General features: G+C 68.3%; 20 protein-coding genes. 4 read left to right on the forward strand and 16 right to left on the reverse strand.

Features of this window, described 5'->3' with window-relative positions; genetic code table 11:
* Nucleotides 1-79 precede the first annotated feature (79 nt).
* The 11 genes from L0966_RS07565 to L0966_RS07615 form a co-directional block, all read right to left on the reverse strand.
* Complete coding sequence (locus L0966_RS07565; RefSeq protein WP_234051233.1) at nt 80-1,834, reverse strand: di-heme-cytochrome C peroxidase; 1,755 nt, start codon at nt 1,832-1,834, stop codon at nt 80-82.
* Nucleotides 1,835-2,103: 269 nt separating this feature from the next.
* Nucleotides 2,104-2,745 (reverse strand): CoA transferase subunit B, encoded by a 642-nt coding sequence (locus L0966_RS07570; protein WP_234051234.1) that lies wholly within the window; start codon nt 2,743-2,745, stop codon nt 2,104-2,106.
* 1 nt (nt 2,746) lies between these two features.
* A complete protein-coding gene (locus L0966_RS07575) occupies nt 2,747-3,460 on the reverse strand; it encodes a CoA transferase subunit A (protein WP_234051235.1) in 714 nt (237 codons plus the stop codon).
* A gap of 471 nt (nt 3,461-3,931) precedes the next feature.
* Nucleotides 3,932-5,509, reverse strand: a complete 1,578-nt coding sequence (locus tag L0966_RS07580) for a 2-isopropylmalate synthase (RefSeq protein WP_234051236.1) — start codon at nt 5,507-5,509, stop codon at nt 3,932-3,934.
* A 413-nt stretch (nt 5,510-5,922) separates the two neighbouring features.
* Nucleotides 5,923-6,864: a prephenate/arogenate dehydrogenase family protein gene (locus L0966_RS07585; RefSeq protein WP_234051237.1), complete on the reverse strand. Its 942-nt coding sequence runs from the start codon at nt 6,862-6,864 to the stop codon at nt 5,923-5,925.
* A complete protein-coding gene (gene hisC / locus L0966_RS07590; RefSeq protein ID WP_234051238.1) occupies nt 6,861-7,991 on the reverse strand; it encodes a histidinol-phosphate transaminase in 1,131 nt (376 codons plus the stop codon). Before hisC ends, L0966_RS07585 begins: the two co-directional genes overlap by 4 nt.
* Nucleotides 7,992-8,117: 126 nt before the next feature.
* Entirely contained in the window at nt 8,118-8,954 is an 837-nt protein-coding gene (locus L0966_RS07595) for a chorismate mutase (RefSeq protein WP_234051239.1), read from the reverse strand.
* A gap of 100 nt (nt 8,955-9,054) precedes the next feature.
* Complete coding sequence (locus L0966_RS07600; protein WP_234051240.1) at nt 9,055-9,576, reverse strand: hypothetical protein; 522 nt, start codon at nt 9,574-9,576, stop codon at nt 9,055-9,057.
* Between the two features lie 105 nt (nt 9,577-9,681).
* Nucleotides 9,682-10,065 carry a VOC family protein gene (locus tag L0966_RS07605; RefSeq protein WP_234051241.1) on the reverse strand — a complete coding sequence of 128 codons (384 nt, stop codon included), beginning with the start codon at nt 10,063-10,065 and terminating at the stop codon, nt 9,682-9,684.
* A gap of 43 nt (nt 10,066-10,108) precedes the next feature.
* A complete protein-coding gene (gene rlmN, locus L0966_RS07610) occupies nt 10,109-11,377 on the reverse strand; it encodes a 23S rRNA (adenine(2503)-C(2))-methyltransferase RlmN (protein WP_234051242.1) in 1,269 nt (422 codons plus the stop codon).
* Between the two features lie 123 nt (nt 11,378-11,500).
* Nucleotides 11,501-12,046, reverse strand: coding sequence for an invasion associated locus B family protein (locus tag L0966_RS07615; RefSeq protein ID WP_234051243.1), 546 nt, complete (start codon nt 12,044-12,046; stop codon nt 11,501-11,503).
* A gap of 357 nt (nt 12,047-12,403) precedes the next feature.
* On the opposite strand from L0966_RS07615, the gene L0966_RS07620 reads away from it, so the two are divergent.
* Nucleotides 12,404-13,381 carry an NADPH:quinone oxidoreductase family protein gene (locus tag L0966_RS07620; RefSeq protein ID WP_234051244.1) on the forward strand — a complete coding sequence of 326 codons (978 nt, stop codon included), beginning with the start codon at nt 12,404-12,406 and terminating at the stop codon, nt 13,379-13,381.
* Between the two features lie 75 nt (nt 13,382-13,456).
* Here the strand turns inward: L0966_RS07620 and L0966_RS07625 are convergent, their stop codons facing one another.
* From L0966_RS07625 to L0966_RS07635, 3 genes are all read right to left on the reverse strand, one after another.
* Entirely contained in the window at nt 13,457-13,861 is a 405-nt protein-coding gene (locus tag L0966_RS07625; protein WP_234051245.1) for a YkvA family protein, read from the reverse strand.
* A gap of 196 nt (nt 13,862-14,057) precedes the next feature.
* On the reverse strand, nt 14,058-14,591 hold the full coding sequence (gene thpR, locus L0966_RS07630) for an RNA 2',3'-cyclic phosphodiesterase (RefSeq protein ID WP_234051246.1): 534 nt from the start codon (nt 14,589-14,591) through the stop codon (nt 14,058-14,060).
* Between the two features lie 143 nt (nt 14,592-14,734).
* Nucleotides 14,735-15,412, reverse strand: a complete 678-nt coding sequence (locus L0966_RS07635) for a GyrI-like domain-containing protein (RefSeq protein ID WP_234051247.1) — start codon at nt 15,410-15,412, stop codon at nt 14,735-14,737.
* A 263-nt stretch (nt 15,413-15,675) separates the two neighbouring features.
* On the opposite strand from L0966_RS07635, the gene dapF reads away from it, so the two are divergent.
* From dapF to ftsY, 3 genes are read left to right on the forward strand one after another with little or no spacing between them, the layout of a single operon-like run.
* Entirely contained in the window at nt 15,676-16,533 is an 858-nt protein-coding gene (gene dapF / locus L0966_RS07640) for a diaminopimelate epimerase (RefSeq protein WP_234051248.1), read from the forward strand.
* On the forward strand, nt 16,533-17,810 hold the full coding sequence (mtaB, locus tag L0966_RS07645) for a tRNA (N(6)-L-threonylcarbamoyladenosine(37)-C(2))-methylthiotransferase MtaB (RefSeq protein ID WP_234051249.1): 1,278 nt from the start codon (nt 16,533-16,535) through the stop codon (nt 17,808-17,810). Before dapF ends, mtaB begins: the two co-directional genes overlap by 1 nt.
* 27 nt (nt 17,811-17,837) lie before the next feature.
* Entirely contained in the window at nt 17,838-19,577 is a 1,740-nt protein-coding gene (ftsY, locus tag L0966_RS07650) for a signal recognition particle-docking protein FtsY (protein ID WP_234051250.1), read from the forward strand.
* A gap of 83 nt (nt 19,578-19,660) precedes the next feature.
* Here ftsY and L0966_RS07655 read toward each other — a convergent pair whose 3' ends face one another.
* Nucleotides 19,661-19,921: a hypothetical protein gene (locus tag L0966_RS07655; RefSeq protein WP_234051251.1), complete on the reverse strand. Its 261-nt coding sequence runs from the start codon at nt 19,919-19,921 to the stop codon at nt 19,661-19,663.
* A gap of 229 nt (nt 19,922-20,150) precedes the next feature.
* Nucleotides 20,151-20,705 carry a DinB family protein gene (locus tag L0966_RS07660; protein ID WP_234051252.1) on the reverse strand — a complete coding sequence of 185 codons (555 nt, stop codon included), beginning with the start codon at nt 20,703-20,705 and terminating at the stop codon, nt 20,151-20,153.
* Between the last annotated feature and the right edge of the window lie 246 nt (nt 20,706-20,951).

The raw sequence follows: 20,951 nt of genomic DNA on the forward strand, positions 1-20,951 counted from the left end.
CGTTCCCCGCGGCAAGACCTCTCGTCGCGGGGAACCAGACGGCGTGATGGCGCGCCGGAAGAAAACCCAGGGCGCGGGCTTAATGGCCGGCCGGATGGGGCCCCTCCAGAACCTTGAGATATTCGATGATGGCATAGCGCTCCGAGGGCGAGAGCCGCGCCACGGACGGGTCCGGGAAGACATGGCCGGCATTGGAATTGCCCTGCACGCTCGTGTCGAACAGGAACAGGCCGGCGCGCTCCTTTTCCGGGATCTTGTCCGGTTCGGAGACATAGCCGAGCTTTTTCGCGTCATAGCGCACATGGCCCACATAGAAGCGCTTCGGCCGCTCTTCCGGCGGCGACAGCAGGTCGTAGACCGTCGGCACCGAGCCATTGTGCAAGAACGGTCCCGTGGCCCACACGCCGGCCAGCGGCCCTGCCTTATAGGCCAGCGGCCCCACCCAGCCCGCCTGCGGTGCCGTGCTGCCGGGCGCGAAGCGCCAGCCGTAATAAGCAAGCCGCGCATCCCCGGAAATGGCGAGATTGCGCAGGTCGTTCTCGGCGATGTTGCCCACCATGGCCACCAGGACCTGACGGGCCGGCACCTCGCGCGCACCACCGAACGCGGGCGCCAGACTGCCCGTCTGCGCGGTTCGCGTCGCGAAGTTCATCAGCATTTTCGGGTCGGTCTTGACGGTGGCGAGGTCCACCATCTTCACCGCCAGCCACTGCCGGCCGCCCATGGCGTCGGCGGCGGGGGTGAGCGGATAGTCCGGCCCGCCATGGCAGCTCGCGCAATATTGCGCATAGAGCTTGGCGCCGCGCCTGGCGCGCATCTGGCTCACCTTGCCCAGCTCCTTCGGCCAAAGCGGGGGCTGCAGCGCGGCGGTCCAGGTCTCCAGCGCCTTCAGGCTCTCGATGAGCGCGCTGGAGGAGAAGCTGCCGGGCATCCCATTACCGATGGAGGGATGGCCGAACACCCCCAGCACCTCGCCCAGGTTCCGCCCCAGCGGATTGCCGGCGACGCCGTTCCACTGGGCGTAGCGCTGGGCCGGCGTGGTCCACAGGAAGGGATAGCTCACCGGGGCATCGGGAACGCGGAAGTTCTCCGGCTGGCCCAGGGACTCCGCGGCGACCGCGTTGAGAATATGGCCGAAGGCATCGAGCCGGCCGCGCCCATAAGGTTCCGGCGTCCAGCCGGCGGCCTCGATGCGGCGGATTTCCGCCGCCGTCGCCTCCAGAGCCGGGCGCACCGCCCGGGGATCCGCCTTCAGCCGCGCGGCGAAGCGCTGGAACTTGGCAGGGTCGGCCAGGGTCGCGTCCAGCGCCTTGGACAGGCGCGCCATGAGCATCTGGAAATCGCCCAGGGATGCGCCGCCATCGATGCGAATGCGGGTCTGTCCCACCTGGATGTCGTTGGTGTGGCACGCGGCGCAGGTGAGCCCCACCGCCGGACCAAACGCGGCGCCGAGGCGCGGGTCCTTGACGAAGCCGATGGGCAGGCCATCCGGATTGAGCTCTGAGCGCCCTTCCGCCGGCAGGAATCCGGTCTCGGCGATATAAGAGGGATCGAGGAAGAGACCGGCAGCCGTGGGCTGCTCCAGCGCCGTGAGGAAGGCATAGGGCAGAAGCTGGCTGCCCTGCGGCGTATAGTAGAATTCCTCGCGGCGCTCGGCCGACCAGCCTTGCTCCAGGTGCACCACCTTCGCCGCGGTCTTGCCGCCCGCCGCCGGCTCCTTGCGCACCACCGCGCCGGTCAGCGCCGCGAGAGCCACCACCGTGGCGAACCCGCCGAGCACCACCCATTTCGTGCGCCTGGGTTGCGTGCGCTCCGCGCTCTCCTGCCCCACCATGTCGTTCTCTCGTGCTGTCGCTGGTGCTGCGCGGCCTCCGCATGGCGCCACAGCAGGGTGGACTCCGGCCGGCCCTTGGCCATGCGGATGGAGATTCGGGTGTGATCGACCCGCAGCCTAATCCAGAACGGTTCCAGCCTGTATGACCGGGACCGCGTCTTTTGGTCCGGCCACCACACGGAGAGGCCCCAAAAGAAAACGGGCGGGATGGCTCGCGCCCCCGCCCGCTTCCAGAACTCAACGCGCCGCAGGGGCGCGCCGATGAAGCCTCACAGACCCACTTCGAACTTGGCGGCGGTCTTGGCCTTCACCTCGTCGAGCGAGACACCCGGCGCCAGCTCCTTCAGCACCAGGGTGCCGCCGCGCTTGGTGAACTCGAACACGGCGAGATCGGTGATGACGAAATCGGTCACATGGGTGCCGGTGAGCGGGAGGGTGCAGCGCTCCACCAGCTTGGGCGCGCCGGACTTCTCCACATGCTCCATGAGCACGATCACTTCCTTGGCGCCGGCCACCAGGTCCATGGCGCCGCCCATGCCCTTCACCATCTTGCCGGGCACCATCCAATTGGCGATGTCGCCGTGCTCGGACACCTGCATGGAGCCGAGAATGGACAGGTCCATGTGGCCGCCGCGGATCATGGCGAACGAATCGGCGCTGGAGAAATAGGCGGTCTCCGGCACCTCGGTCACGGTCTGCTTGCCAGCATTGATGAGGTCGGCATCCTCGTCGCCCTCAAAGGGGAAGGGGCCGATGCCAAGCATGCCGTTCTCGCTCTGGAAGGTCACGGTCATGCCCGGAGGCAGAGCGTTGGCCACCAGAGTGGGGATGCCGATGCCGAGGTTCACGTAGAAGCCGTCGCGGATCTGCTGGGCGGCGCGGGCCGCCATCTGGTCACGAGTCCAGGCCATCTCACTTCACCTCTTCGCGCTTGCGGGTGGTCACCTTCTCGATCCGCTTCTCGGCGTCCTTGGCGACGACGATGCGGTCCACATAGATGCCCGGCGTGTGGATGTGATCTCCGTCGAGCTCGCCGACCTCCACCAGCTCCTCGACTTCGGCCACGGTCACCTTGCCGGCGGTGGCCATCATCGGGTTGAAGTTGCGGGCGGTCTTGCGGAAGACGAGGTTGCCGGCCTTGTCGGCCTTCCACGCCTTGACGATGGAGAGATCGGCGTGGAGCGCGGTCTCCAGCACATACATGTGGCCGTTGAACTCGGCGGTGGGCTTGCCCTCGGCGATCACGGTGCCGTAGCCGGTCTTGGTGTAGAAGGCCGGAATGCCGGCGCCGCCGGCGCGAATGCGCTCGGCCAGGGTGCCCTGGGGATTGAATTCCAGCTCGAGCGCGCCCTCGATGTACAGCTTCTCGAACAGCTTGTTCTCGCCCACATAGGACGAGACCATCTTCTTGATCTGGTCGTTGGCGAGCAGGATGCCGAGGCCGAAATCATCCACGCCGCAATTGTTCGAGATCACGGTGAGGTGCTTGGGGCCGAGGTCGCGCAGCGCGGAGATGAGGTTCTCGGGGATGCCGCAGAGCCCGAAGCCGCCGGCCATGATGGTCATGCCGTCGGCGACGATGCCGTCGAGAGCACTTTTCGCGTCGGCGAAAACCTTGTTACGCATCGATGAAGTCCCTCCGTGGAGCCGGTTCCATCCCCCGATCAGTTCGGCGGCCTTGCCGGCGAAGGCAACCGTGACCCGCTTCATCTGTCTCGCGACATGAACGGACGCCGCCCCGGCACCCCGGTTCCAGGCCCGGCGGAGCTCTCGACGATCACCAAAGGAGGAACCTCCCGAAGGTCCCGCAGGGCAGCGCCCGCGCGCCGTGGCGAATGGCGGCGGTCAAGGTGTTTCGTAATGCGCGCCGCCGGTCATGCCAAGGGGTTGAGAGACGTCTTCACCCACGATGTGCGGAAAGCACTGCACAATGAAAATGCTGCATTGCGAAGACTTGCACGAAGATCTGGTGTCGTGACTTGAGGGCGGCCATTGGCCACCCGCGCCCTCTCCTCCCGGCCGAAAGGCTGGCGCAAAAGAAAACGCCCGGCCGAAGCCGGGCGCCATCCTGGTTCATCGCGGATCCGAAAGCGGCGCTCAGCCGGCCACCGCCTGGGGGTTCACGCTCTGGCGCTTCATCTGCAACTTGTTGAGCGCGGTGATGTAGGCGCGGGCGGAGGCAACCAGGGTGTCCGGGTCCGCCGCGCGGGCGGTCACCACCTTGCCGTTCTCCTCAAGCCGCACGGACACTTCCGCCTGGGCGTCGGTGCCCTCGGTCACGGCGTGCACCTGGTAGAGCTCCAGCTTCGCCGTGTGGGGCACCAAGGCCTTGATGGCGTTGAAGGTGGCGTCCACCGGACCGTTGCCTTCGGCCTCCTCGGTCTTCACCGCGCCGTCCACTTCCACCTTCATGGTGGCGCGCTGCGGCCCATGGGTGCCGGCGATGATGGACAAGGAGATGAGCTTGATGCGATCGCTGGCGGCGACAATGCCTTGATCCACCAGCGCCTCGATATCCTCGTCATAAACCACCTTCTTGCGGTCGGCGAGGTCCTTGAAGCGGGCGAAGGCGTCGTTGAGGGCGTTCTCGCCCAATTCGTAGCCCATGGCCTTGAGCTTGTCGCGGAAGGCGGCGCGGCCGGAATGCTTGCCCATCACCAGCGAGGTCTTGGAAACGCCCACGCTCTCGGGGGTCATGATCTCATAGGTCTGGGTGTGCTTGAGCATCCCATCCTGGTGGATGCCACTCTCATGGGCGAAGGCGTTCCGGCCCACGATGGCCTTGTTGTACTGCACCGGGAACGAAGTCACCGCCGAGACGAGCTTGGACGCGCGGGTGAGCATGCGGGTGTTGATGCCCGTCGCATAAGGGAAGGCATCGGAGCGGGTGTCGAGGGCCATGACGACCTCTTCCAAGGCCGCATTGCCGGCCCGCTCGCCAATGCCGTTCACCGTGCATTCGATCTGCCGCGCGCCACCAGCCACACCGGCGAGCGAGTTGGCGACCGCCATGCCGAGATCGTTGTGGCAGTGCACGGAGAACACGGCCTTGTCCGAGTTCGGCACCCGCTCGATCACGGTGCGGAACAGTGCCTGGTATTCGGCCGGCGTGGTGTAGCCCACGGTGTCGGGGATGTTGATGGTGGTGGCGCCAGCATTGATGGCGGCCTCCACGCAGCGGAAGAGAAACTCCATCTCCGTGCGGGTGCCATCCTCGGCCGACCACTCCACGTCGTCCACATGATTGCGGGCACGCGACACCGAGGCCACGATCATCTCGAGGACCTGATGCGGCTCTTTCTGGAGCTTGTACTTCATGTGCACCGGCGAGGTGGACAGGAAGGTATGGATGCGGGCGCGCTCGGCATTCCTCACCGCCTCGGCGCAGCGATCGATGTCATTGAGCGCGGCGCGGGAGAGGCCGCAGATGGTGGCGCGCTTGGCGCGGCGGGCGATCTCCGACACGCTCTCGAAATCGCCGATGGAGGCGATGGGAAAGCCCGCCTCGATCACGTCGACGCCCATGTCGTCGAGCAACTCGGCCACCTGGAGCTTCTCTTCGAAGCTCATGGAGGCGCCGGGGCACTGCTCGCCATCACGCAAGGTGGTGTCGAAGATGATGACGCGGTCCTTCTCCGAGGCGGGGACGGAGGAGGTGGATACGGGTTCGGTCATCGGAACGGTCCTTCTCGCATTCCGGCGGGCGCCTGCTCCATCCTGGGAGCGATCTCATTGATGAGACTGGGGCGCGGCATGTGCCGGATCATAAGCCGAAACAGTCGCCGGGTCTTCTGCCGGCGGCGGATCCAAGTCCCCTGAGTGCCCAGGCATAGCCCGGCCGGCGCTCAGGGGCGGCTAAGGAGCAGAATGGCGCGCAGAATAAGAGCGTTGTTCCCGGGAACCAGCTTGGTCCGGGTGGCAGAGGCGGCGATCTTGGTCGTGCGGGACGACACGGGGCTCAGCTCTCGGCGGTTGCGCTCAGGAGCCGTTTTGATACCCGACCGGGAGCGACAGCGCAAGGGGTTGATGCAACGCCAGGGAGAAACAGGGCCGCGCGGTCGCGACCCCGCATCTTTCAGCTGCGCGCGTCAGCTCTGCTCATGCTTGGGCTTCTCCGCCGCGCGGCGGCCGAAGTCGGGGGCGGCGGTCTCCTGGCCCTGCTCGATGATGGAGCGGCGGATCGCCCGGGTGCGGGTGAAATGCTCGAACAGCGCATCCCCGTCCCCATAGCGGATGGCCCGCTGCAGCGCCGTGAGGTCCTCCGTGAAGCGGCCCAGCATTTCCAGCACCGCATCGCGATTATAAAGGAACACGTCGCGCCACATGGTGGGGTCGGACGAGGCGATGCGGGTGAAGTCTCGGAAGCCGCCGGCGGAAAACTTGATGACCTCCGAGGCCAGGGTCTCTTCCAGCTCCGCCGCCGTGCCCACGATGTTGTAGGCGATGAGGTGCGGCACGTGGGAGGTGATGGCCAGCACCAGATCGTGGTGCTGGGCGCTCATGAACTCCACGTTCGCGCCCATGCCGCGCCACAGCGCCGCCAGCCGCTCCACCGCCGCCGGGTCCGCCCCCTCGGGCGGGGTGACAATGCACCAGCGGTTTTCGAACAGGCTGGCGAAGCCCGCATCAGGGCCGGAAAACTCGGTTCCGGCCACCGGATGGGCGGGCACCAGATGGGCGTGCGGCGGCACATGGGGGCCCATGGCCTCCACCACCGCGCCCTTCACCGAGCCCACGTCCGAGAGGATCGCCCCCGCCTTCAGCTCGGGCCCCACCTCGGCGGCCACCGCGCGGGACGCACCCACGGGCACGCAGGCCACCACGATGTCGGCGCCGCGCGCGGCCTCGGCCGCCGTTTCCACGACCTCGTGGGCAAAGCCCAGCTCGGCGACACGGCGGCGCACGGCCTCGTCCCGGTCACTCACCACCAGCGTTTCCGCCAGGCGCTTCTCGCGCACGGCGCGGGCCACCGACGAACCGATGAGCCCCGCGCCGATCACCGCCACGCGTTTTGCGACGGGACCGCTCACGCCGGCTTTCCTTCCAGAAAGTCCTTCAGCGCCTCGATCACCTTGATGTTGGCCTCCTCGCTGCCCACCGTCATGCGCAGGGCATCCGGCAGGCCGTAGGACGCCACCGAGCGCAGGATGAGCCCGCGCCGGGTGAGGAAGGCATCCGCCTCCCGCGCCGTGCGGCCGGGCACCGGCGGGAAGTGGATGAGCAGGAAGTTGGCCACGGATGGCGTCACATTGAGGCCGAGCTTCCCGATCTCGCTGGTGAGCCAGGGCAGCCACTGCTCGTTATGGGCGATGGAGCGCTCGATGTGCTCCACGTCCGCCACGGCAGCGGCGCCGGCCAGCAGCGCCGGCGTGTTCATGTTGAACGGGCCGCGCACCCGGTTCAGGGCGTCGATGATGGCGGACGGCCCCACCGCCCAGCCGATGCGCAGAGCGGCCAGGCCGTGGATCTTCGAGAAGGTGCGGGTCATCAGCACGTTCTCGGTGGAGAGCGCCAGCTCGAGCCCGGTCTCGTAATCGTTCCGGCGCACATATTCCGCATAGGCGGCGTCCAGCACCAAGAGCACGTTCGGCGGCAGGCCGGCATGCAGGCGCTTCACCTCGCTGATGGGGATATAGGTGCCGGTGGGGTTGTTGGGATTGGCGAGATAGAGCAGGCGCGTGCGCGGCGTCACCTTGGCCAGCAGCGCGTCCACGTCGGTGGTGAGGTTCGCTTCCGGCGCCACCACGGGCACACCGCCGGCAGCCAGCGCGGCGATGCGGTAGACAAGGAAGCCGTGCTCGGAGAACAGCACCTCGTCTCCCGGTCCCACGAAGGTGTGGGCCACCAGGCTCAACAGCTCGTCGGAGCCGGCGCCGCAGATGATGCGCTCGGGATCCAGCCCCTGGGCGCGGGCGATGGCCTCGCGCAGCACATGGGCCGCGCCGTCGGGATAGTCCTGAAGGTTCCGGGCCGCCGCGTTGAAGGCCTCGATCGCCTTGGGGCTCGGGCCGAGCGGGGTCTCGTTGGAGGAGAGCTTGAAGACCTTCTCCACCCCCGGCGCATGGCTCTTGCCCGGCACATAGGCGTCGATCTTGAGCACACCCGGACGCGGCTGCGGACGGGCGGGGATGGCAGGATCATTCAGCACGGCGGACATTGAAGGCTACTCCAGCACTCTTCCAGCCGGCCGCGCTCCGGGCCGGCTTCACGTTCGGCCGGGGACCGGCCGTTTCTCCGGCTTTCTGTCACGCCCAAGGGGCGAAGGCCGGCTCACGATTTCACGTCACGAGCACACTTTATGGAGGGCGGCATGGCTGCCCACCTCGCGCGCGCTGCGAATGCCGGCGCCCGCGCCGGTCACCGCGTCGAGCACCTCGTCGATGCGATGGCCCGGCGGCACGGACACCAGCAGCGCCGCCCCGTCGAGGGCCTCATCCGGCGCGACCAGGATTTCCGCGAAGGCCGGCAGGGAATGGCCCGCCGCCGCGCTCCAGCCCGAAACCCGCACCGAGTGCACCCGCACCTCGGTGACCGCCGCATCGGAAATGGGATGGGAAACCACAAACACCGGCAGCGCGGCCGGGTGGTCGTCCCGCTCCACGAACGGCAGGCGGGCGATGATCTTCGGCGCGCCGTCGGCCTCCAGCGCAATCCACCACGGCGTGGTGCCCACGGCGGCGGGCAGCAAGCCAAGGTCACCCTTGGAGGCGGCCACCGCCTCGATCACCCCATTGGCGCCCATGTGGGGCACGAACGGCACGGTGAAGCCGAAATGGAAGCGGGCGCTGTCGCGCATGGCCGGCTCGCCCACGGCCAGGTCCGCATGCACGCTGTAGGGGGCCTGAACATAGGTGAAGGTGGCGATGATGACGCGCCAGATGCTCTCCACCGTGTCCAGCGGCAACAAGCCGTGGTGGCGCTCCACCAGGCGGCGCATCATGTCCGCCTCGCGGGCGGGGCGGAAGGCGGAACCGCCCTCGGCGCCCTGGGTGCGTTTCACCTGCACCAGACGGTCGATGATCTCGCTGCGCTCCATGAGCAGGAGATGCATGGCCGCGTCGATGCGATCGATCTCAGTGCGCAGATCGGCGAGGGAGGGGGATGCGAGAGGTTGTGTCATGATCTAGCCGGCTTGCGGGGAGGCTTAGCGGGAACGGGACCGAGAATCAAAGGATTGTTGTACGCTTCGCCCCGATGGCCGCAGGCGGGAGGGGCATCGCTCAGGTGGCGCCGGGTGGCGGCAGGTCCGCGCCCTGCGGCGGACGCAGGCGGGCGGCGCGCTCGGCGGGCGAACGCAGCACCGGCTTGAAGAAGCCGGCGGTGGACCCCGCCACCAGCCAATAGACCAGCCCCCCCGCGAGCCCGGCGGCGATCACATAGAAGGGATCGTGCACCACCCGGTTCACCTCCGCATCGGAGCCGAACATCTGCGCGCCGATCCAGGCGGATATGGCGCCATTGGCCACATGGAACATCCAGGAGCGCACCGCGAACAGCTCCGAGAACAGGATGCCCACCGCGGCCACCAGCCAGATGGCGGACACCAGCAGCGCCATCAGCGCTCCCGCCGCCACCACCGCGATGACAAGGCCCAGCACTGCCTCGTCCGGACGGGGCGTGTCGAACAATGTGCCGATGCGCCATTCGCCGATGAGGATCACCGCCGCCCCCGCCGTCACGGCGGCAAGGTAGCCGAGGGGAACCAGGATCAGGCGGAGCAGCAGGCGAACCAGGGAATCCATAATGCCTCATACCATCGGCCCGGTGCGCGACCGGCGCCAAGGGATCTTGTTCACGCGCCGCGACGGCCCCGCCAGACGCGGGCGCGCGGGCCTGGGGCTGGGCCGTCAGGCCGGCTTGTGGCAGACGGCTTCCACATTCACGCCGTCGGGGTCCAGCACGAAGGCCGCGTAATAGTCGGGGTGGTAATGGGGGCGCAGGCCTGGCGCGCCATTGTCCCGCCCACCGGCGGCCAGGGCCGCGGCATGGAAGGCATTCACCATCGCCCGGTCCGCCGCGGCGAACGCCACATGGAGGTAGGAGGAGCGGCCCGGGCCGCCGGAAATCCAGAATTCCGGCTTGCCCGCGCCGAAGCCTACGGCGGCATGGCCACCGGTTTCGGCCGCGCTCACCTCCATGGCGATCGACAGCCCCAGCGGCGCAAGCGCGGCGGCATAGAAGGCCCGCGACCGTTCGAGATCCGAAACCGAGATGCCCATATGGTCCAGCATGGGGCCCTCCCTTCGGCCGGACCGCGCGGGCCGGCGTCTCGCGTTATTCCGCCGCCTCGGCGGAGGCGGCCATGGCGCGGTAGGCGAGGCGCTCGCGGGCGGAGAGCTTCTCACTCTCGCTCTTGAGCTGCCCGCAGGCCGCCAGGATATCGCGTCCGCGCGGCGTGCGCACCGGGCTTGCATAACCGGCGCGGAACACGATGTCCGAGAAGCGCTCGATGGTCTCCCAGTCGGAGCACTCATACTGCGTGCCCGGCCAGGGATTGAAGGGGATCAGGTTGATCTTGGCCGGCACCCCTTCCAGGAGCTTCACCAGCGCCCGCGCGTCAGCGGGGGAATCGTTCACGCCCTTCAGCATCACATATTCAAAGGTGATGCGCTTGGCGTTGGAGGCCGCCGGATAGGTGCGGCACGCCTCCATCAGCTCCTTGATGGGATACTTCTTGTTGATGGGCACCAGCACGTCGCGCAGATCGTCGCGCACCGCATGCAGCGAGATGGCGAGCATGGGGCCCACCTCCGCGCCCAGCCGCTCGATCTCCGGCACCACGCCGGAGGTGGACACGGTGATGCGGCGCTTGCCGAGGCCCAGGCCGTCGCCATCGGAGAGGATCTCGATGGCTTCCTTCACGCTGTCGAAGGCATAGAGCGGCTCGCCCATGCCCATGAACACGATGTTGGTCACCAGCCGGTCGCCCTCGGTGGGCAAGCCGGGGCCGACCGCGCGCTCGCGGCCGGGATAATCGCCCAGCCGGTCGCGGGCCACCATCACCTGACCGACGATCTCGGCCGCCGTGAGGTTGCGCACCAGGCGCTGGGTGCCGGTGTGGCAGAAGGCGCAGTTGAGCGTGCAGCCCACCTGGCTAGAGACGCACAGGGTGCCGCGATCGCTCTCGGGAATATAGACCGTCTCGATATCGTGGGGCTTCTCGCCAGGCTGGTCGGCGGGAAAGCGCAGCAGCCATTTGCGGGTGCCGTCCTGCGACACCTGCTCCATCACGATTTCCGGCCGCGCCAGGGTGAACGCCTCTTCCAGGCGCGCGCGCAGATGCTTGGAGACGTTGGTCATCTCGTCGAAATGGGTGGCTCCGCGCAGATAGATCCAGTGCCAGAGCTGGTTCACCCGCATGCGCCGCTCGCGCTCGGGCACGCCCGCGGTGGCCAGGGCGTCGGCAAGCTTGGCCCGGTCGAGCCCCACCAAAGAGGGCAAGGTTGTGGCAGGCGCGGGCGCGCCAGCCTCCGCCGAAGGGCAGGACGGGGGAGCGGAAACATCGACGCTGGCGGCGTCGGCAGGATCGGAAGCGCGGGTCATGGCGTCACACATAGTCTGTCCCGCCGCGCCTTTCCACAGGCTCGGCGGGTCGCATGACGCCTTCAACCAGCATATTGGGGCGCCGCCGCGGCGAAACGGGACCGCGGCGGCCGGCCAACCGGCCTATTTGCACTCCTGCGCCGCGCGGTCGAGCGCCTGGGAAATGCCGGAGAGGGAATATTTGTCCGTGGTCTTGTTGCCTCGTCCCGAAACGCTTTCCACCGTCAGGTCGCGCCCCTTGCGCATGGCGTCCACGAGCTTGGTCTCGTCAGCCACGTTGCGCACCCAGGCGCCCTGGTCCTTGGTGTAGAGCTGGAGCGTCAGCGAGCCCACGGTCAAGGTGGCGTCGGAGCCCTCCTTCACGGGGAAGCCGACAGTGATGCTCACCTCATTCTTCACATTCTCGCCAGGGCGGGTGGAGATGAAGAAATAGGCGGGATCACGGCTCAGCCCCGCCGGCAGGCGGGTCTTCGGCTGGGAAATGGCGTAGCAGACCTTGGGACTGGACGTGGACACGTAAACGCTCCAGTCGCCGAACTGCGCGACCGGTTTCGACTGGCCCTGGCCCTGGGCCATAACGGGCGTGGCGACCACAGCGGCGAGCAATGCGCCAACGAGCGTTGAAAGGCGCTTCGAAAGACGCGTCGGACGGACACGACGGGGTGCCATAGCTTCTCCTTTTCGTTGCGGCCCGCAGCGAGGGGTGGCGCGGGCTGGCGAAACTGAGGGTGTGAGCCTGTGTGCCGCGTGAGCGATCGAGGCGGTTCCGGCAGGATGGCAAGCATGCCTTGCGTATTCTTAAACCGGCGCCTGCTCTCACCTCAATGTGTGCAAAACTCGAACTTCCAGGATTGAAACGCAAAGGGGGCCCTTGCGCGATCCCACCCGCCATGGCGCCAATCCGACAGGACGAGAATGTCCCGCTCAAGCCCCTTCGGCGCGGTGGAAGGCCATCCTAGCCGCCGGCCCTTTGCGAAAAGGTAAACGAATGGTGAGCGGGCGCGAACGATACGGGAGGCTTGGGCCATGAAAGCAGTCTTGTGTGTGCGCCACGGACCGCCGGAGACCCTGGAAATCGTCGATCTGCCGGATCCCACGCCGGGTCCCGGAGAGGTGGTCGTCGATGTCGCGGCCATTGGTCTCAACTTCTTCGACACGCTGATCATCCGCGACCTCTACCAGGTCAAGCCGCCACTGCCCTTCTCCCCGGGCGCGGAGTTCGCCGGCCATGTGGCCGCCCTGGGCGAGGGTGTCACCGACCTGGCGGTGGGCGATCGGGTATGCGGCTACATCACCTCCGGCGCGGCGCGCGAGAAGGTGGCGGTGCCGGCGGAGTTCCTCGCTCGTGTGCCCGATGATCTTGACCTCGTGAAGGCGGCCGGCCTCATCGTCACCTATGGCACCGCGCTCTATGCCTTGCGTGATCGCGGAGAATTGAAGGCGGGCGAGACCCTGGCGGTGCTCGGTGCCTCCGGCGGCGTGGGCCTGGCGGCGGTGGAGGTGGGCAAGATTCTCGGCGCCCGCGTCATCGCCTGCGCCTCGTCGCCGGACAAGATCGCCTTCGCCCGCGCCCACGGCGCGGATGAGGGGCTCGACTACAGCACCGAGGACCTGAAAGGCCGCCTGAAGGCCCTCGCCGGCCCGCGCGGGCTCGACATGGTCTATGACCCCGTCGGCGGGGATTATGCCGAACAGGCTCTGCGGGCACTGGGTTGGGAAGGGCGCTTCATGGTGGTGGGCTTCGCCGCCGGCGCCATCCCGAAACTGCCGCTCAATCTGCTGCTGCTGAAGAATTGCGACGCGCGCGGCGTGGCCTTCGGCGCGCAGGCGCGGGCCAATCCAAAATGGCTGCGGGATACGGTGCAGGATCTGGTGGGCTATGCCCGCGAAGGGCGGATCTCGGCCCATGTCGATTCCACGTTCCCGCTCGCCCAGTGCGCCGCCGCCATCGACGAAATCGCGGGCCGGCGGGTGAAGGGCAAGGTGGTGCTCACCACGCGGTGAGCATCTTTCCGCGCCTCAGCCCTGGCTGTGTCAGTGCTGGTCGCTTCCGTGCTGGTCGCTTCCGTTCTTGTCGCGTCAGTTCTGGCGACGCACGTCGTCCAGGGCGTCGCGGGCGGCTGAATGGTGATGCGGCTTGATGTGGTCCGACAGCAGGCGCATCGCGGTCATCAGCACCGCGGCGTCGTCGGTGAAGCCCAGCACCGGAAACACGTCCGGCACCGCATCCACGGGCAGCACGAAATAAGCGAGCGCGGCCAGCAGCGTCGCGCGCACCTTCAGCGGCGTCGCGCGGTCGAATGCGGCGAAATAGGCGGCCGTCGCTTCCTGGGCGAAGGGCACGAAGGTGGCCTGCCGCTTCAGCTTCTTCCAGAACCCGTTGCGGACCCGGGCCTCGTCCTTGGAGGCCCCGGCCTCGTTGGCCCCATTCAGAACACGCCACTCCAGAGCGGCGAACTGAGCGGTATTGGAAGATGTCGTCATGGGCAATACTCGATCACGGCCGCCGCGGACACAAGATCCCGCGGGCACCGCGCCCGCGATTGCGCCGACGACCTGCCGTCATTTGAAGCAGTTCATGTGTCAGGAAAATGAATTCTGCGCCGCGGCGCAATATCAAGCTGCGGCCAGCGGTCCAAATAATAGTTTTTCTAAAGTGCGGCGCCGGCTCACATCCCCCTCACCCGAGGGGATAGGCGGCCTCCACAAGATAGGGTCCGCCGCCCACGGAATCGCGCGAGGAGAACAGGACGAAGCGCGGAACATGAAATACCGGGCTGCGATAAGGCCCGCGCAAAGCGAGATAATCAGCCACCTGCCGGCTGGACGCATCGCGCAGCCGCGCCAGGGTGACATGGGGGCGAAAATTGCGCCCCTCCGCGGCGAGGCCGAGCCGCTGCATGATGCGCTCCTGCTCGGCCTGGAGCTCCATGATGGCGGCATTGACCTTCACCGCCGCGAACAGGGAGCGCGGCTTGCGCCCTCCGAACTGGTCGAGCCCCTGCAACATCAGCTCGAACGCGGGCCGCCGCACGGCGCCCAGCATGTCCATGATGTCGCGCCCCATGGCGTCGTCCACGTCACCGACAAAGCGCAGGGTCACATGGTAGTTTTCGGGATCGATCCAGCGTGCCCCGGACAGGCCTCCGCGCAGCAATGAGAGGCCGAGCCCCACATCGGGCGGGATCTCGAGGGCGGTGAACAGGCGCGGCATGGCGGCCTCCGCGTGACGTCGGGCGCGTGACGCCCGGTACGATCCTGCGCCCATCAAAGGAGATTCGCACGCCCAAGGAAAGCCGGGGAATGCGGCCGGCGCCGCCGGATCCACATCCCCGCGCGCAAAACCCCGGCCCCGCTTTATTTCGGTGCCGGCACCAGAATATCGATGGTCAGCGCATCGGGCGCCGTGGTGGTGAGATCGGTGCGGTACTGCTCCACATAGAGCTCGTCCGCGTTCACATTCTTCTCGTCCAGATAATTGGCGATCTGCTCGTAGGTGTTGTCCATATCGGCGAAGGAGCCGGAATGGGTGAACTTCAGCACCTTGCCCGTATAGGAACCGCCGAGCTTGATATTGCCGGAGGGCTTCTGCGTGGTGGTGCCGGAAAAGGGCATCTGCACTTCATAGTCGAAGCCGAGATCGTCGCTGGAGCTGTAGACCACCAGCACGTCCCCCTTGCGGGCGAGGCCGAGCCTGCCCAGCTCCTTGTCCAGGGTCTTCATGGTGGCGACCAGCTTGTCGTAGGCCTCCTCCCAGGTGGCATGGCCGGACAGGGTGATGACCGGAACCGGCTGCAGGCTCACCTCCTCCGGCGCCAGCGCCTTGACCGGTGCGGGCGCCACCGGCGTCGTTTCCACCGGCTTGGGGTCCACCACCGGCGGCGGGGTCAGCGTATCGTCCTTCTGGGAGGCGGGCGCGGGCGCGTTCTGCTGGGCAAGAGCCGGCGCTGCGGAAGCCAGCAGCACGAGCGAAAGCGCGACACCCGCGATCCGGCGGGCGGGCGCACTCCGCGCCGGCCGGGTGGCGAACGTCATCGAGGTTCCATAAGCATCGTGCGCCGCGCGAGCCGCCATCATTCATCCTCCGTGCCGGCCGCCAATGGTCCGGCAACGTCACCGTTTCTAGCATGTTCGTTGGCATGTTCGAGGCAAGAGTGCGGCCGCGCTGCGGCGCGCATCGGAAGCAACACTGCGGCCGCGCTGCGGCACGCGGGGGTGGCGCGCGCTGCGGTTCGGCGCCATATAGGATGGGACGAATTTCCCCATGTCCGCCGGGCCCGAAGGATGGCCGAAGTCCCATGCAGCCGCTTGCCCATCGCCCCTTCGTGAAGATGAACGGTCTCGGTAACGAGATCCTGGTGCTCGACCTGCGCGACGCGCCGGTGGAGATCTCGGCCGCTGACGCCGTCGCCCTCGCCCGCCCCCAGGCGGTGCCCTACGACCAGGCCATGGTGCTCTATCCCCCGCGCCGGGAGGATACGGCCGCCTTCGTGCTCATCCTGAACAATGACGGGTCGCAATCGGCCGCCTGCGGCAACGGCACGCGCTGCATCGCCGCCTATGAGGCTGAGCGCACCGGCGCCAGCCACATCGAGTTCGAGACCGATGCCGGCCTCCTCGACTGCCGCATCCATGACGACGGCACCGTGACCGTCGACATGGGCGCCCCCCGCCTCGACTGGCGAGACATTCCCCTCTCCCACGACGTGGGCGACACTGCCGCCGTGACGGTGCCCGGGTTCGAGGCGCTGGGCCCGGCCAGTCTCGTGAGCATGGGCAATCCTCACGCCGTCTTCTTCGTGCCCGATGCCGACCAGGTGGACGTGGAGGGCCTCGGCGCCGCGCTGGAGCATCATCCCCTGTTCCCCGAGCGGGCTAACATCTCCTTCGCCAGCCTCAAGGGGCCGGATGACATTCTGCTTCATGTGTGGGAGCGCGGCTCGGGCCGCACCCGCGCCTGCGGCACCGCCGCCTGCGCCACCGCCGTCAGCGCCGCGCGCACGGGCCGCACCGGCCGCGCCGTGCGCATCCACCTGCCCGGCGGCGATCTCGACATCGAGTGGCGGGCCGGCGACGACCATGTGCTGATGACCGGACCCGTGGCCTACGAGTTCCGTGGCGAGATCACCCCCGCAATGCTCGGGGAGAGCGCCTGATGGCGCAGGCCGCCGCGCCCGTGCGGGTGGAGACCTTCGGCTGCCGGCTCAATGCGCTGGAGAGTGACGGCATGCTGCGCGCCGCCGCCGGCGCGGGGCTGGAACGCACCCTGGTGGTGAACACCTGCGCCGTGACCGGCGAGGCGGTGCGCCAGGCGCGGCAGGCCATCCGCCGGGCCAAGCGGGCTGATCCGGACCTGCGCATCGTGGTGACGGGCTGCGCGGCCCAGACCGAGCCGGCCAGCTTCGCGGCCATGGGCGAGGTGGACCTGGTGCTGGGCAATGCCGCCAAGGCGGCCCCCGCCACCTGGGATGCCGCCCGCGCCACCCTGGACTTCGGCCTTGACGCCGAGGCCCGGGTGCGGGTGCAGGACATCTCCACCGTGCGCGAGGCCACGCCCCATCTGGCGGAAGCCTTCTGCGGGCACACCCGCGCCTTCGTGGAGGTGCAGAACGGGTGCGACCACCGCTGCACCTTCTGCATCATCCCTTATGGGCGCGGCCCCTCCCGCTCCGTGCCCATGGGCGCGGTGGTGGAGCAGGTGCGCCGGCTGGTGGACAGCGGCCACCGCGAGGTGGTGCTGACCGGCGTCGACCTCACCTCCTACGGCCAGGGCCTGCCCGGCCAGGCGACGCTGGGCCGCCTGGTGCGCGCTTTGCTGCGGCAGGTGCCGGAGCTGGAGCGGCTGCGCCTGTCCTCCATCGATGCGGTGGAGGCGGACGGCGAGCTGCTGGCCGCCTTGGCCGAGGAGCCGCGCCTGCTGCCCCACCTGCACCTGTCGCTGCAGTCGGGCGACGACCTGGTGCTGAAGCGCATGAAGCGCCGCCACAGCCGCGCCCAGGCCCTGGCCTTCATCGCCACCCTGCGCCGCCTGCGGCCGGACCTGGTGCTGGGCGCCGACATCATCGCCGGCTTCCCCACGGAGACCGAGGCGCAATTCCGCAACACCCTCGCCTTCCTGGAGGAAGCGGGCATCGCCTTCGTCCATGCCTTTCCCTTCTCCGCCCGCCCCGGCACGCCCGCGGCGCGCATGCCGCAGCTTGATCGCGCCGAAGTGGCGGCGCGCGCGGCGCGGCTGCGGGACCTTGCCGGCCGGCAGCTGCATCGCCACCTCGCCGGCGAGGTGGGCCGCCGCCGCAGCGTGCTGGTGGAAGCGGGCGGACGCGGGCATACGGAACATTTCACACCGGTGCGTCTCGCCCGGCCGCTCACACGCGGCACGGTGGCGGAGGTGCGCATCTCCGGCCACGACGGCGCGCGCCTGATCGCCGCCTGAGCGCAATTCAAGGAACGGCCAGACGCCATGAGCCAAGACGACGCCCACTCGGACGCCCTCCCGGACGCCGGCAACGCCCCCACCGAAGCTCCGAAGAAGAAGCGCGGCTTCTGGGGCTGGCTGACGGGCCGCGCCGACGAAACCAGCGCGCCTCCACCAGCGGAAGAAGGGGAAGCAACCGCGGGGGAAGCAACCGGGGCGCCGGCGCCCGAGCCCGCCGCAGCGGAAGCTCCCACCGACGCGCCGGCGGAGACGGTCGCCACCGATGCCGCCGCGCCCCCCGCTCAGGCCGCCCCCGTCCAGGATGCAGCGGCCCAGGAGACACCGATCCCGGATACACCCGCGGCACCCGCCCCGGAGGCACAAGCCATAGCCGGTGCGTCAGCCGCTCCGGAAGAGCCGGTCGACACCGCACTGCAGGCGGCCGCCCTGGCGCAACCGGACGCAGCGACTCCTGCGGCAGCGCCGACGGCCGGGGACGCCGCACCCTCGACGTCCGGCATCGAGACCGCGCCACAGGCGCCCGCTGCCCCCACCGAAGTGCCAGCCATTGCCGACACTCCCGCCGCAACTGAAGCGCCGGTGGAGCCCACACCACCGCAATTGGACGTCGAGCCACCGCAGGGCACGCCGACCGCATCGGCCCCCAGCACCGCGCAGGAGCCGATGGCTCCCCCGACCCCGCCTGACGTTGCCGTTGCGACGGCCCTCACCGCGCCCCTCCCGCAAGGAGCGGGACAAGAGGCGGGCGATGAGGCCGAGCCGGAGCAACCCCAGGCGGCGGATGCCGAGGAGGCTGCGGCGGACGCTCAGCATGAAGAGCCCGAGCAGGCCGCGACCGAGCCCCGCAAGAAGGGCTTCTGGGCGCGGCTGGCCTCGGGGCTCGCCCGCACCGCCTCCAATCTCGGCCAGGGCATCACCGACCTTGTCTCCAAGCGCAAGCTGGACGCCGACACCCTGGAGGAGCTGGAAGAAGTGCTCATCCGCGCCGACCTGGGCGTGGAAACCTCCATGCGGATCGTCGAGGCCGTGGGCAAGGGCCGGCACGACAAGATGATCTCCCCGGAGGAGGTGAAGGGCCTCATCGCGGCGGAAGTGGAACGCATCCTGGAGCCGGTGGCCAAGCCGCTTGTGGTGGAGCACCTGCGGCGCCCGTTCGTGGTGCTCATGGTGGGCGTGAACGGCTCGGGCAAGACCACCACCATCGGCAAGCTCGCCTCCCAGTGGCGGCACGAGGGCAAGAAGGTGGTGCTGGCGGCGGGCGACACCTTCCGCGCCGCCGCCATCGACCAGCTCAAGGTATGGGGCCAGCGCACCGGCACCAAGGTGATCGCCAAGGAGCCCGGCGCCGATGCCGCCGGTGTCGCCCACGACGCGCTCACCGAGGCCCGCGCCGATGGGGCGGATATTCTCATGATCGACACCGCCGGCCGCCTCCAGAACCGCACCGAGCTGATGGCGGAGCTGGAAAAGATCGTACGCGTGGTGAAGAAGCTGGAGCCGTCGGCGCCCCATGCGGTGCTGTTGGTGCTGGACGCCACCGTGGGCCAGAACGCTTTGTCGCAGGTGGAAGCCTTCACCCGCATCGCCGGCGTCACCGGGCTGGTGATGACCAAGCTGGACGGCACCGCGCGCGGCGGCATCCTGGTGGCCATCGCGGCCAAGCACAAATTGCCGGTTCACCTCATCGGCGTCGGCGAGGGGGCGGACGATCTGCAGCCCTTCACCGCCCGCGACTTCGCCCGCGCCATCGCTGGCCTGGAATGAGAACCTGGAATGAGAAAAGGCCCCGCCCGCGACCGGGAGGGGCCTTTTTTCTCAACCTGCCCGTGGGCAGACGCGCGGAACGCTCAGCGCGCCGCGCGCTTCTTGCCCAGCCGGCTGAACATGTCCGACGCGGTGAGGATCACAAGAGTCACCAGCATCGCGGCAGTGGCGGTCAGGGCCGACACGATCAGGAAGGGATATCCGAAGAAATAGACCAGCGCCGCGAACAGGACCAGCAGGTTGAAGATAAAGTAATAGCGCGCGTCGGGCAGGCCATGGACCGCATCCCTGAGCAGCCAACCGACCACGGGAACATGGAAGAACGCGCGCGCAACAGCCTGCATGGCGACACCATCTCAAATTTTACGGGTCTTCATCCTTAAGGGATGACGCTGGCGGCGATCCTCAATGATTTTTTGATCTGGATCAAGAAACCAGACACCCTCGCCGGAGCGACAGGTTGCCGCGACCGCCGCCCTGCCCTTCCGGCACATCTCGCAGCGTCAGAAAGCCTTGCGCCACAGGCTGCTACGGCGCGCCTGGCGCAATATACCGATCTCGGCAAGGATGGCGTCAGCGGCCCGGCGCCGGCTCTCGCTGGAACACGATCAGGTCGAGGGACGGCGCGGCCGCGCGCCCGCCGAGGCGGGTCAGCATCGCGTGCACCTGGCCGCGATGGTGGGTCTGGTGGTTGAACAGGTGATCCAGGGCGCTCGCGCAGCTCTGCGTGAACTGGCGGCCGCTGCTGTTGGCATAGGTGATGGGCCCCGCCAGCCGTTCGGGATCCAGGCCCGCAACCAGCGCCTTCAGCCGCTCATCCTCCACCACGCGCAAGGCCCGCAGGCGGGACAGATCGGCTTCCAGCAGGGTGTCGAGTGGCGGCTGGGCCTCGCCGGTATCCAGCAGGCGGGAGAGCCAGATGCGGTCGATCACCACGAGGTGATTCAGCGTGGCGGTGATGGAGCCGAAGAACGCCCCCGTCGGGGTCGCGCACCGCTCCGCCCCCAGCGCCTCGGCGGCGTCGAACACACGCGCATTGGCCCAGGCATTATAGCCGGCGAGCTGCGTATAGCTGCGCATCACCAATGCCTCAGCGGCGCCGTGCGTTGCGGATACCCCCTTTTCCATGCTGCCTCCCGAAAGCCTGCCCCGCGCTGAAGCTCAGCATGCGGCCGCCGAAGCGATTGAAAAGAGCCTATTCGCCAGACGGGCGGCCACGCGAGGCAGAGCCACGTGCCGCCCCCTTACCGGAGCCCTCTTGCCCGCGCCCCCCTTGCCGGCGACCATCCCTTGCGGGCCGTGCACCGAAGGCTCCGTGGACCTCAAGAACAGGTCGTGGCCCACGACCGCTTGCGCGCGAACCGGTCTCTCCGA

It is taken from the genome of Xanthobacter sp. NM-59, assembly GCF_021401125.1.
Lineage (GTDB): Bacteria > Pseudomonadota > Alphaproteobacteria > Rhizobiales > Xanthobacteraceae > Xanthobacter.